General features: G+C 36.8%; 14 protein-coding genes. 11 read left to right on the forward strand and 3 right to left on the reverse strand.

Annotated elements, in window-relative coordinates; translation table 11 throughout:
- Positions 1-163: 163 nt before the first annotated feature.
- Complete coding sequence (locus tag F7888_RS23005; protein WP_318246346.1) at positions 164-1,414, reverse strand: hypothetical protein; 1,251 nt, start codon at positions 1,412-1,414, stop codon at positions 164-166.
- Positions 1,415-1,585: 171 nt separating this feature from the next.
- On the opposite strand from F7888_RS23005, the gene F7888_RS21795 reads away from it, so the two are divergent.
- Positions 1,586-3,151 (forward strand): FAD-dependent oxidoreductase, encoded by a 1,566-nt coding sequence (locus tag F7888_RS21795; protein WP_191783421.1) that lies wholly within the window; start codon positions 1,586-1,588, stop codon positions 3,149-3,151.
- Positions 3,152-3,252: 101 nt separating this feature from the next.
- On the opposite strand, the gene F7888_RS21800 is transcribed toward F7888_RS21795, so the two are convergent.
- Complete coding sequence (locus tag F7888_RS21800; protein WP_191783423.1) at positions 3,253-3,600, reverse strand: hypothetical protein; 348 nt, start codon at positions 3,598-3,600, stop codon at positions 3,253-3,255.
- Between the two features lie 191 nt (positions 3,601-3,791).
- Between F7888_RS21800 and F7888_RS21805 the strand changes: the two genes are divergently transcribed.
- The 9 genes from F7888_RS21805 (at position 3,792) to F7888_RS21845 (ending at position 10,618) form a co-directional block, all read left to right on the forward strand.
- Positions 3,792-4,670, forward strand: coding sequence for an SMP-30/gluconolactonase/LRE family protein (locus tag F7888_RS21805; protein ID WP_191783425.1), 879 nt, complete (start codon positions 3,792-3,794; stop codon positions 4,668-4,670).
- Between the two features lie 158 nt (positions 4,671-4,828).
- Positions 4,829-5,134, forward strand: coding sequence for a DUF1450 domain-containing protein (locus F7888_RS21810; RefSeq protein ID WP_225228958.1), 306 nt, complete (start codon positions 4,829-4,831; stop codon positions 5,132-5,134).
- Between the two features lie 55 nt (positions 5,135-5,189).
- Positions 5,190-6,047, forward strand: coding sequence for a 2OG-Fe(II) oxygenase (locus F7888_RS21815; protein ID WP_225228959.1), 858 nt, complete (start codon positions 5,190-5,192; stop codon positions 6,045-6,047).
- 167 nt (positions 6,048-6,214) lie between these two features.
- Positions 6,215-7,132 carry a UDP-N-acetylmuramate dehydrogenase gene (gene murB / locus F7888_RS21820; protein ID WP_191783429.1) on the forward strand — a complete coding sequence of 306 codons (918 nt, stop codon included), beginning with the start codon at positions 6,215-6,217 and terminating at the stop codon, positions 7,130-7,132.
- Between the two features lie 17 nt (positions 7,133-7,149).
- Positions 7,150-7,446, forward strand: a complete 297-nt coding sequence (locus tag F7888_RS21825; RefSeq protein ID WP_191783431.1) for a HesB/YadR/YfhF family protein — start codon at positions 7,150-7,152, stop codon at positions 7,444-7,446.
- A gap of 383 nt (positions 7,447-7,829) precedes the next feature.
- Entirely contained in the window at positions 7,830-8,324 is a 495-nt protein-coding gene (locus F7888_RS21830; protein WP_191783433.1) for a hypothetical protein, read from the forward strand.
- Positions 8,325-8,438: 114 nt separating this feature from the next.
- Positions 8,439-9,299: a GNAT family N-acetyltransferase gene (locus F7888_RS21835; protein ID WP_191783435.1), complete on the forward strand. Its 861-nt coding sequence runs from the start codon at positions 8,439-8,441 to the stop codon at positions 9,297-9,299.
- Between the two features lie 52 nt (positions 9,300-9,351).
- On the forward strand, positions 9,352-9,837 hold the full coding sequence (locus F7888_RS21840) for a tetratricopeptide repeat protein (protein WP_191783436.1): 486 nt from the start codon (positions 9,352-9,354) through the stop codon (positions 9,835-9,837).
- A 10-nt stretch (positions 9,838-9,847) separates the two neighbouring features.
- Entirely contained in the window at positions 9,848-10,618 is a 771-nt protein-coding gene (locus F7888_RS21845) for a class I SAM-dependent DNA methyltransferase (RefSeq protein ID WP_191783438.1), read from the forward strand.
- A 72-nt stretch (positions 10,619-10,690) separates the two neighbouring features.
- Here F7888_RS21845 and F7888_RS21850 read toward each other — a convergent pair whose 3' ends face one another.
- Complete coding sequence (locus tag F7888_RS21850; RefSeq protein ID WP_191783440.1) at positions 10,691-11,131, reverse strand: cell wall hydrolase; 441 nt, start codon at positions 11,129-11,131, stop codon at positions 10,691-10,693.
- Positions 11,132-11,358: 227 nt separating this feature from the next.
- Between F7888_RS21850 and F7888_RS21855 the strand changes: the two genes are divergently transcribed.
- A complete protein-coding gene (locus F7888_RS21855; protein WP_191783442.1) occupies positions 11,359-11,679 on the forward strand; it encodes a hypothetical protein in 321 nt (106 codons plus the stop codon).
- Positions 11,680-11,775: the final 96 nt, after the last annotated feature.

Here is an 11,775-nt window from a genome sequence, read left to right on the forward strand (position 1 = left end):
CTCCTGATACTCTTTTACAACCATAAGCTTAAAATCTTCGCTATATTTACTCAAAAATAAACACCCCAAAAGTCAGATTTCACTCTAACTTTTGGGGTGCACTACATTCTCGCGCTGCCTAAGTTGAAGTAGGCAGCGTGAGAACGTCCCCAGTTATCCCCAGTTATGTTGTTTGATTTAGTTCTGCTACCCCGAGGGCAAGTTGGTTCCATAGAATGCTTTCTACATGTTTTTTTTGACGTTGCTCACATTCAACAATGAGAATAACTTCTGAATTTTTTCCCCTTAGTAACCTTTGTTTCCTTTTAACCACCTTTTTGATAAACAAATCAATGACAAAACCTATAACGAATCCGCTTCCTGCTCCAATTAGTCCCCAAATGATAGGTCCCCATTCCAATATAAATCCTCTGCTAGCTCCGACTGTTGAAAAGAGAAAAGCTAGTATCATCCCTTTTGATATGAGAGAAACTCCGTCAGATTGGTGAAGGTTGTCAAAAAGTTTTCGTTCCTCTAATCTGTTGTTTAACGGGATGGCTAAAATATTTTTAATACCATGTTCCTCTAATTCAGTTATAGCTAATTCTAGATAAGTTGAATGCTCGAAAGTAGCAAAAATCTGCATGTTAGTCACCTTACTTACTTTCATTAAATTAAAAATATAATTTTGATAGTGGCTTCTTAAATATTTCCTTTGCTCATCTTCAAATAATTTGTTATTTTCAATTGCGCTAATATAAGAATCATAAATGGTAAAAAAGTAAAAGGTAGGCAAATATAGAAGCCATTGTGCATCCAAAACCTCATTTGATTTAGCAAGATTCCCATTTAATAAGTAGATAAAAGCCTCAAGAAAATGTGAATTGTAAATAAAAATAGCAGTCCAAATAAGTGTAAAGCCAGCAAGGATAATCCTATGGACGTAGAGCTGTCCTATGCTGGGAATCGTCATAGCCCAAAAGATAGCCATGAGAGGATTTCTTTTATCAAGATAATTAATTTCAAAAGCTCCTATTGCGAATGAATTAAACTGAGCATCCTCCCTTTTGGCAAGGGTATATATGTTATTCATATCCACAGTCGTACGATAACTATCCCATATCGCAAAAAGATACACAGGGGCATACAATAGAACCATTCTTAGATCTAATACTTCTTTAGCAGCTTCAAAGTTACCTATGAATGAAAATACAATGGCTTGGTTAAGCTTCGTTGTTTGGTTAATATAAACTTCCCAAATAAATAATGCACATCCCCTAAAATATTTATTTAAGAGGAAGTGCCCAAACCCTGGGAATGCAACGGACCACATGGCGATAGTCCAGGGGTTTCTTAAATGAATCTGTGTTGTTCCAAAAATACTTACATGTGCCTTATAGCGACGTGCTTTGTTTGTATTTTGGAAATTATCCATGGCCATCCTCCAATGAACTTCAAATCGGTAATACTTATGGTTTTCCCTAAAGAAGAATTGTTTATTAAATTAATGGACTCGTTCTTTTTTGTTTGGATCTCTACGAAAGAATGATACGTAAAAATTTGGAAATCCTAATAACAAAATTGTTAAAAGGATGGAGAGGTATTGATGTCATTTGATCAAAAGCTACCTGAAAGCATAGAGCCATTTTGGAGAGAAGGTCTTAATATTCCTGAGTTTCCTAAATTGGAGAAGGATCTTGAAGTCGATGTTGTCATTGTGGGGGGAGGTATTACTGGACTTACCTCTGCTTATGTATTAGTCAATGAAGGGTTAAAGGTTGCGGTGATTGAAGCCAATAAACTAGTGAATGGGACATCAGGGCACACAACGGCAAAGATAACCGCACAGCATGACTTGATCTATGATGAGTTCATCCAGCACTTTGGAAGAAGTAAGGCTAGGTTATATTATGAAGCTAATATCGAGGCCCTACAATTTATTAAAAAAACCGTAGAAGAACATCAAATCGATTGTGATTTCAAGGAACAAGATGCCTATCTTTATTCGACGACAGATGAATATGCAGAAAAGATTAAAACCGAAGCCAAAGCATATAAAACACTAGGTATAGATGGGGGCATAATTGATCAGATCCCTTTTGACATCAAAGTGAAAAATGCACTCGTCATGAAAAACCAAGCCCAATTTCATCCTGTAAAGTACCTTGCCCATCTAATAAAACTAATAACTGATAAGGGTGGTCTCATTTTTGAGGAAACGGTGGCAGTTAATGTAGAAACGGGTGAAAAGCCAACGGTGATTACACGTGATGGAAAACGAGCTACTGGAGGTTTTGTCATCGCCTGTTCGCATTTTCCGTTTTTCGAAGGATTAGGATTATATTCGACCAGAATGTATGCTGATCGTTCGTATGTAGTTGCGGTCAAAGCAAACACGACTTATCCAGAAGGTATGTATCTTAGTGTTGATCAGCCATCCAGATCACTTCGTTCTGCTTCTAACAATGGTGAGGAGGTAATCATCATCGGAGGTGGCGGCCATAAAACAGGACAAGCAACAGATACAATGAAGGAATATAATCATTTAGCTGATTTTAGTGAGCAAGTTTTTGAAGTGAAAGAAATGGTTAATCGGTGGTCAGCTCAAGATTTAACAACCTTGGATAAGGTTCCTTATATTGGTGAATTAACCACAAATGAGCCCAATATTTTGGTAGGTACAGGGTACAGAAAATGGGGAATGACAAGCAGTACGGTTGCTGCGCTTCTATTTAGAGACATTATTTTAAAAAGACAAAATAACTATCGTGATTTATATTCTCCATCACGCTTTTATGCTGACCCAAGTTTGAAAAACTTCCTCCTTACAAATATGGATGTAGCTAAGCATTTAATCAAAGGAAAAATGGACATTCCTCAAAAAAGTGTAGATGACATTCCAAATGGAGAAGCTGCTGTAATTTCTTTCAACGGACATCGTAAAGGTGCCTTTAAGGACGAAGAGGGGAAGGTATTTATCGTTGATACGACTTGTACGCATGTTGGATGTGAGGTCGCGTGGAACAATGGGGAAAAAACATGGGATTGTCCATGTCATGGCTCTAGATTTTCCTATACTGGCGAAGTGATTGAGGGGCCAGCAGAAAAACCGTTACAGCAATATGATTTTACCATGCTAGACATTATCACATCGGAGGACTCTGGTTATTAAAATGAAGTCATGATTTAGCAAGTTAGATAAAACAAGTAGTACTTCAGTTTAGTATAAAAAACGGGGTGCGTGAATTCTACTATGTAGATTCATGCACCATTTTATTTGAAATTAGTCACTAGACCTTCTATATCTTCGATTTTCTGTTCAAGTATGTGTGCAAATCGATCAGAATCTTCAATATATACCAATACTTTATTGACCTTTTTCTTTATTCCGAAATACCCTCTGTATGTAACAGGTTCTTTAAAAATAATCTCATGTTTAAGCTCATCTGTGATTTCGAATAATCTGGTTAATACTCTGGGAAAGGCAGTAGCATGAAATACTTCTTTCTCATGAATGATTCCACCACTTTTGCTATAGGTAATTGAGGCTCTTTTAATCATTTCTATATCTTGTATATGAAATGAAATCTCCCTTCTCGCACCAATCTTCATTTCTATCACGTTACCCATCATACGTATGGGTGTGTTTCTTACCCAATTGTAATGGATGCTTGTCCTTCCTTAGCAATCATATCGTGTATTCGTTTATAAATTCCTTCCTAGTCAGCTTGGATTTGATTAAAATAAAGGTATAAGCGGGGACGGTTCTCACGCTGCCAATTTGGCAGCGCAAGAACCGTCCCAAAGAAGAGGTGATTGAGTTGGTAGAATTGGTGTTAGATGCAAAAGCAACACTGGGGGAAGGTCCTTGTTGGGACAGTGAGAAACAATTAATGTATTGGGTGGATATTTTAGAGAAAAAGGTGAATGTGTTTAATCCAGCTACAAATGAAAATCGTGAAATTCAGTTGGATCAATACGTAGGAGCGATCACTCTTAGAAAGAATAACGAGGCAGTCGTGGTACTGGAAAACGGATTTTATGAGTTGGATCTTGAAACAGGAAAGGTCACCCTGATTGATGAACCAGAAAGCCATTTACCGAAGAATCGTTTCAATGATGGGAAATGTGATCCAGCTGGCTGTTTTTGGGCTGGAACGATGAGTATGGTTAATGAAAAAGAGCAGGGTGCCCTGTATTGTTTAGATACGAATAGGAACGTTCATAAGAAAGTAGACAAGGTTGGAATCTCTAATGGAATTGCTTGGTCTCCAGACCATAAATTCATGTATTATATCGATACATTAACTCGAAAGGTTTGTCGTTTTCATTATCATGCAGAAACGGGAGAAATTCAAAATCGGACAGATATCATCAGTATTCCAAATAGTGAAGGGTTGCCAGATGGAATGACGATTGATGAAGAAGGAATGCTGTGGATTGCTCATTGGGGTGGTTCGCAAGTGTCTAGATGGAATCCTCATACTGGAGAACAAATCGACTCCTTCAATGTCCCTGCATTGAATGTGACATCTTGTGCTTTTGGAGGAATTGAATTAAACGAATTGTATATAACCACAGCAAGAAATGGAATGACGGAAGAACAACTTACTGATTATCCATTATCAGGCGGACTTTTTAAATTGAAAACTAATGTAAAAGGAAGTCCTTCTTATACCTTTAGAGGTTAAATCAAATGAAGAAAAGACGAGCTGCATGATCTATTGATTGAAAAATCAATTAATCACTAGTAAAATGTTTTTATACTTATCCGTTTAAAAAGTGGGCAAAGCGGGGGTGGTTCCCACACTGCCAATTCTACATTTGGCAGTCTAAGAACCGTCCCCAAATGAAAGGTCGTATTTCATTGAATATGTTCAGCAAGTTATTTAAGAAAGAGAAAAAACTGAATATTGATTTCTGTATGAAGAATTTAGATCGCTTTCTAACAGATGAGAATCTTAAAAGCTATGAATCATTCATGAGTCAAAAGAACATTCAATATAAGGAATTTGAATGCCAAAGTAGATGTAAGGAATGTAAGACATCTCCGTATGCAATCGTTAATGGCGAATTCATAGCTGCAAATGATTCACAGGAATTGTTGGACAAGCTTAGGCAAATCAGGGACGGTTCTTACGCTGCCAAGTCTTAAGGGAGCAATAGTTCATAAGAACCTGCCCCAGTTATTCTAGAAGGGAGAAGCAATGATGGAGAAGAAAACGCATATCTCAGTGGAACTAGAGAATTGGATTAGAAATACCCTGAAGACCGGTGTACACCCTGAGGCCATCGTCAATGGCCTGATAAAAAAAGGGTATGATACAAGGCTTGCTTATAGGATATTATTAAACATCGTCGCAAATCATCCAGTCAGTGCTTCAAACACTTCTTATCAATATGAGACGCCTGAACTTGGAATCAGAGAAAACGTTCTGTATACAAGTGACAGGGAAATTAGGGTGTTAATGAGGAATGAGAAGCCTTATGTTTTACATTTGGATAATGTTCTAAGCTCTGAAGAATGTGATCGTCTCATTAGTCTTTCGATGGGGCGCTTACAGCCTTCAAAAGTGGTTGATCCGAAAACGGGAATAGAGAGAAGTACAGCGGGTAGAACAAGTCATGGTATGTATTTTAGCCTTAATGAAAATTCGTTTCTAACGACAATTGAAAAACGAATCGCTGAAATAACAAACATCCCAATGGAACATGGGGAGGGATTACAGGTGCTAAATTATAAGAATGACCAAGAATACAAACCGCATTTTGATTATTTTCCATCAAGTAAAGTGGACCCTGAAAAGGGGGGACAACGCGTTGGCACCCTATTAATCTATTTAAACGATGTTCCTGATGGTGGGCAGACAATCTTTCCTAAATTAGGTCTTTCAATTGTTCCGAAAAAAGGGACGGCCGTATATTTTCACTATACTAATAGCTTAGGTCAAGTAGACCCGATGTCTCTACATAGTAGTTCACCAGTATTGAAGGGTGAAAAATGGGTTGCTACCAAATGGATTCGTCAAGGGAATATCTATCCAAAACCTGTAAAAGTTCACTCATGAGTTTCGGGAGAATTTAGTGGGAATAATGTCAGGGGATATTAACCAATAAGTGAAAGGGGAGATGGTGAATCTCTGTGTAGTTTTTATACTTTTTGGTTGAAAAAATGTTGAGTATTATCTTTTGCGACTAACAGAACAAGTGGTGGAACAGTTTTTGAAGGAGAGTGATGAGATTGATTCAGAATGATTTTAGGACGGTTTTAGAAAACGTACCTATAGAAAATGTCTGTTTCCAAGAACCTATAAAGAATCATACATATACAAAACTTGGAGGAATATCAGATCTATTTCTAACTCCTTCAAGCTATGATGAAATTCAATTTATTATGAGGACGGCTAAACAATACAATATCCCTATAACACTATTGGGGAAGGGTTCGAATTTAATTGTCCGAGATGGGGGAATAAGAGGTATTACTTTGAGTTTAACAAAAATGAAATCAATCCACGTCTCATCAGATTATGTAATCGCTCAAGGTGGTGCTGCTATCATTGATGTTTCTGAAAAAGCACTTGAGCATGCATTATCTGGATTAGAGTTCGCATGTGGAATCCCAGGAACGGTCGGTGGTGCACTTTATATGAATGCAGGTGCATATGGAGGACAGATTTCAGATGTATTAGAAAAAACAACCATATTGACCGAAAATGGGGAAATTGTTACTTTGTCCAAAGATGAATTTGGTTTTGGTTATCGGGAAAGTATCTTTCGCAAACATGAGTATGTTATTTTAGAAGCAAGGTTTAAACTCGAAGTAGATGCACCAGATACAATCAGAAATAAGATGAGTGAATTTACGCTAGCAAGGAATTCAAAACAACCACTTGAATATCCCTCTTGTGGTAGTGTTTTCAAACGTCCACCAGGATATTACGGGGGGAAATTGATTCAAGATGCTGGCCTTCAAGGTACAAGAATTGGTGGGGCAGAAGTATCAAAAAAACATGCAGGTTTTATTGTAAATATTGATCAAGCCACGGCAAAGGATTATATAGATTTGATTTCTTATGTCCAACAAACAATAAAAGAAAAATTTGATGTAGAGTTAGAGACAGAGGTCATCATTTTGGGTGAAGACAATTAAAAAGGGAGACATTATTCATGAAAATAGAGATAAGTGAAGGTGCATTACATTGGTTCAAAGAGGAAGTAGGTCTAGAAGCGGGAAAGGGCGTTAAGTTTTATCCACAAGCATATGGATCCAGTCCTGTACAAGAAAGTTTCTCACTTGCCTTTACAATAGATAATGATTGGAGAGAAGCTGCTGTCCATACAAATTCAGGTGGTATTACCTTCTTCTTAGAAGAGACAGATTTATGGTTTTTTAATGGACATGATTTGTATGTTGATTACGATGAGACAAAGGATGAATTGGAATACAAATACAAAAAACCTTAAAGCTAAAGGGCTCGGACAGTCCAATTGAAAGATGTCTTCAAAAAATGGGAAACTCAGTATAATTGGGTTTCCTATTTTTCTTTCAAAAGGTTAATTTGGTCTAGTTATTCTTATTACTCATAAATGAAGCTACAATCGCACAAGTATGTCACCAATTAAAGTAATAACAGTGGCCATCATACCATTCCTTCGATTCGAAAATAAAGTAGTATGTTTCCATAAAAAGTAAAAATACATACGTATGTTAAAAACACCCATATTCTTGAAACTTTGAGGTAAGTAAATCGTAATGTAATTAAGCATTCAGGGAAGCCACTCGGCCAAATCCAGTAATAGGAAGCGTAAGAACCGTCCCCAATTAGCCAAAAGAAAGGGGTTTTCACTTGAGTTTATTTCAAAAATTGGTTGATCATCATTACAGAAGAGTGTTTCAAATTTATTTGATGTTAATGTTAATCATTCACATCGGTTATGTATTATTGATGAACTACAGGTTTAAGATGGCTGAGGTGTGGATGGCGAAAGAAGATTTATTAACACCAACGGATATAGATAGCATTAGGCAATTAGGACAATGGACAGAACGGATTGAAATCTCTTTTATGACTTTATTCGTCATCATAGCGATATTCAGTCTTTTGTCAAACCGTATAGGGCAAAAAACGATATCGTCGTTTATAAAATATAACGCGATATTAATAGTGTGTATATTCATGCTAAGTGCGGTATTTCACTTTACCACAACATTAACTACTTTCGAGTTACTATTACCATTAATTAATTTAGCGACAGTTACTGTAATAGTTGCCACAGTACTAGTGATAGAACGAGTGATTAGAGTTGGATTGAATAGAAAGGTAGGTTCAACAAAAATATAAATAGGACTCGAACGGAGATGACCGTCAAAGCAGCGGTCTTTTTGTTTTCGTCCAATTAATCGTAAGAAAAGTCAGTCTATATGTGCTAGAATCAAAGAAATAGGGGAGTTGCTTATGATTACAGAACTTAAAGTTCAAGAGTTTACTAGGTGCGAACCGTTATTAAATGAGAATGGACAACTAGAAGTGAAGGCTGTTATACAAGGGATGAATCCTGGTCGTGTATTTGTGGATCATCCACTCACGCCTACCACTGGGTTTATTTGGTTAGGGAACAATGATGGATTTATTTTCTTCGGTAATGAAAACAATGATAAATTCAATGACGGGTTAGAACTATTTTTTAATCGCGTTATTATACCAGATGCAACGAAGGTTGGAGTGGATTGGTTTGAGGGAATTGGGAATCATCCGAACTGGGACTCAACGATTGAGAGAGTGTTCCAAACTCGTAGATTAGGAAGCTGGAAACAGAGGGTATATTCATTACATAAGAACGATTTTGAAACTAAAGTTTCCCCGTCTATCTCTCGAAATTACGAGGTCGTGAAAATCACGGAATCTCTTTTTGAAAATAAGGATCAGTCCATTAAAAATAGTGATTTTTTACACTCTCCTATTTTAGAAAATTGGTCTACTGTTGATTTGTTTTTACGTCATGGGCTAGCTTATGGTGTCATTTCTAATCAGGAAATAGTGAGTCTTTGTTATTCAGGTTTTGTTGCAAGAGATGTACATAGTATCGGAATTGTCACTTTAGAAGAACATCGAGGACAGAAGTTAGCACAGAGTGCCGCATTCTCTTATGTAAGTGAATGTCTTGAACTGGGAATCACTCCGTACTGGGATTGTATGGATTCTAATAAGCCGTCAATTGCCATTGCTGAAAGACTTGGATTTAAACCTCTTTTTACCTACAAAGGATATGAATATCCGTTGCAAACAGGGGACGGTTCTCACTCTTCCAAATCCTGAAGTGGCCAGTGAAAGAATTGCCCAAAGTGTGCAGTGGATGGGAGCTGATAAAATGGAAAATGAATTAAAAAAAGCAATCGATTTAAGGAAGAATGGAAGTTATCTTGAATCTAATGAGTTATTACTGAAACTTGTTGAACAGTTTCCACATCATGCATCACTAAATTATCAATGTGCATGGAGTTTTGATTTATTAGGGGAAGAGGCAAAGGCCGTTCCTTTCTATGAGAATGCCATTAAGATTGGGTTGCCTCAAACGGAATTAGAAGGAGCGTATGTAGGATTAGGTAGTACTTACCGGACATTAGGAGAGTATGAAAAGTCGAAAATAACCTTTCTAAAAGGTTTAGAATCTTTTCCTTCAAATCGCGCGTTGCAAACATTCTACGCGATGACCCTGTACAATTTAAATGACCATTCAAAAGCAATGGAATTATTATTAAACTGCTTAATCGAGACAACGAATGATGAAAAGATTAAATCTTATAAAAAAGCCATTGAATTCTATTCAGATAAACTAGATGAAGTGTGGAAATAAGGAGACAAAAATGATACTTGATAATTTCGAAGAATATGATGATCCAAATCTATACGACAAGGAAAATGAACACTACATACCAGAACTACCATTCTTACTAGAATGGGCTGGAAAAATACAAGGAACAATTATAGATCTGGCATGTGGTACAGGTAGACTGACAATCCCTATGGCGAAAAAGGGCTATAAACTGATTGGTGTAGACCTCCATCAAGGGATGTTAAACCATGCTATCACAAAGTCCACACAGCTTAACCTACCGATTGATTGGTTCAAACAAGACTGCACAAATTTAAACCTAAATGTAAAAAGTAAATTGATTTATTCAGTGGGTCATTCGTTTCAACATTTTCTCACGAATGAAGAGCAAGATCGATTACTAACTTCTGTGAACAACCATCTAGAGGAAAACGGTATATTTATCTTTGATACAAGATTTCCGAGTGCAGAGGAATTGTTACAACCAAGAACGGAAGAATACTGGCGTACGTATATGGACTCTGAGACGCAAGAAAAAGTAGATGTTTACACGATTAGTGACTATGATTCTCTTCAACAAATCCAACACTACATAACTATTAGAAAATACAAGAATAAGGAAGGGGAAGTCATCAAAGAAAAGAGAACGAATATCCGATTAAGATATGTCTATCCGAAGGAAATGGAAAGATTATTGTATGCGAATGGTTTTGAAATTGTGAACGTATATAAAGATTGGAATGCAACGCCGTTATCATACGATAGTAATGACATGATCTATGTCTGTAGAAAGTTGTTTTGAGAAAAAAGAGGGGACGGTTCTCAAACTTCCAAATCGTGAAATTTGGCAGCGCAAGAACCGTCCCCAATTCGCCTACCATCTATAAGCGCCTTCGCATGTGTCTGGAAGTGGTTCATAGTAACAATGTTGTTTGTATTGACCTGTAAATGGTTGATCGTACCAGGTTTGAGGGCATGGGGCATATGGATTAAAGTACCAGAGTGCATGCTTAGATGGGTGCTCCCACCAATAATCCAACGTTTGTTTCGCTAATTTTCTCTCTGATTCTCGTGCTCTATTATAGAAAACATTCCCTTTTTGTACTGCTTCAAAAGAATAATTTCCGCCCTGAATTTGAAAGATGACATCAGAAATGGACCTTAAATCTCTAAAGTCTAAGCAATTCGCTTTTAGCCGATTCACAATGACATTACCAACCATTAACATTCCTAGTTTTCCTTCGCCTTCTGCCTCGGCCCGCATCATTCGAGCCACTAAATCTACATCACTGTCTGTATATTTGACTCTTGCCATTTTCATCACCTCTACAAGAATTGTATGAAGAAAGCCTACAAATGTGTAAGTTTTTCAAATAAAATTAAATAGGTGGATGGTCCCTTGTTTCTCATGAATAATTTTTTATTAATCTTCTTAAATTTGTAACAAGTTTATAAGGTTTTCTGGTAAAATATACCCAATGTGCAAAAAAAGGACATACAATCTCTAATATGAAGTGAGCGTTATAAGGAGGAGTATTAAAGGTGTTAAAATTTATCGTGTATTTAGCTGTATTTTCGTTCTTTGGGTATAAATACTATACTAGCCCAGAGGATTCAGTTTTTACTAATATATTCGTCATACTGCTTAGTCTATTTATCTTTATTTTCTTATTTGAATGGTTGCTAAGTCTATTGAAGAAAAAGGCATCGACTTTAGAGGTCGCTGTTGAAAAGGAAGAAGCAGAAAGCTTTGATGAACTCCTACAGGAACTAACTAGTGAATACGAAAAGACATGGAACATTAAATACGAAGAACATGACCTTATGATCGTCAATAAATACAATAAAGAGCATTCCTGTTAGAAGGATTTTCTGGGACTTGAACAAAAAAGAGCCCTCTTGGTATGATACGGGGTGTCAAATCTGCGCAGAATTGACCCCTAACTTAGTTAACCAAGG

Source organism: Litchfieldia stipae (assembly GCF_014837155.1).
Lineage (GTDB): Bacteria > Bacillota > Bacilli > Bacillales > Bacillaceae_L > Litchfieldia.

Excerpts from the sequence above, each read along its gene's own strand:
- F7888_RS21815 (WP_225228959.1), top strand. The coding sequence starts at position 5,190 with ATGGAGAAGAAAACGCATATCTCAGTGGAACTAGAGAATTGGATTAGA.
- F7888_RS21795 (WP_191783421.1), top strand. The coding sequence starts at position 1,586 with ATGTCATTTGATCAAAAGCTACCTGAAAGCATAGAGCCATTTTGGAGA.
- F7888_RS21850 (WP_191783440.1), bottom strand. The coding sequence starts at position 11,131 with ATGGCAAGAGTCAAATATACAGACAGTGATGTAGATTTAGTGGCTCGA.
- F7888_RS23005 (WP_318246346.1), bottom strand. The coding sequence starts at position 1,414 with ATGGATAATTTCCAAAATACAAACAAAGCACGTCGCTATAAGGCACAT.
- murB (WP_191783429.1), top strand. The coding sequence starts at position 6,215 with ATGAGATTGATTCAGAATGATTTTAGGACGGTTTTAGAAAACGTACCT.
- F7888_RS21810 (WP_225228958.1), top strand. The coding sequence starts at position 4,829 with ATGAAAGGTCGTATTTCATTGAATATGTTCAGCAAGTTATTTAAGAAA.
- F7888_RS21845 (WP_191783438.1), top strand. The coding sequence starts at position 9,848 with ATGATACTTGATAATTTCGAAGAATATGATGATCCAAATCTATACGAC.
- F7888_RS21840 (WP_191783436.1), top strand. The coding sequence starts at position 9,352 with ATGGAAAATGAATTAAAAAAAGCAATCGATTTAAGGAAGAATGGAAGT.
- F7888_RS21835 (WP_191783435.1), top strand. The coding sequence starts at position 8,439 with ATGATTACAGAACTTAAAGTTCAAGAGTTTACTAGGTGCGAACCGTTA.
- F7888_RS21825 (WP_191783431.1), top strand. The coding sequence starts at position 7,150 with ATGAAAATAGAGATAAGTGAAGGTGCATTACATTGGTTCAAAGAGGAA.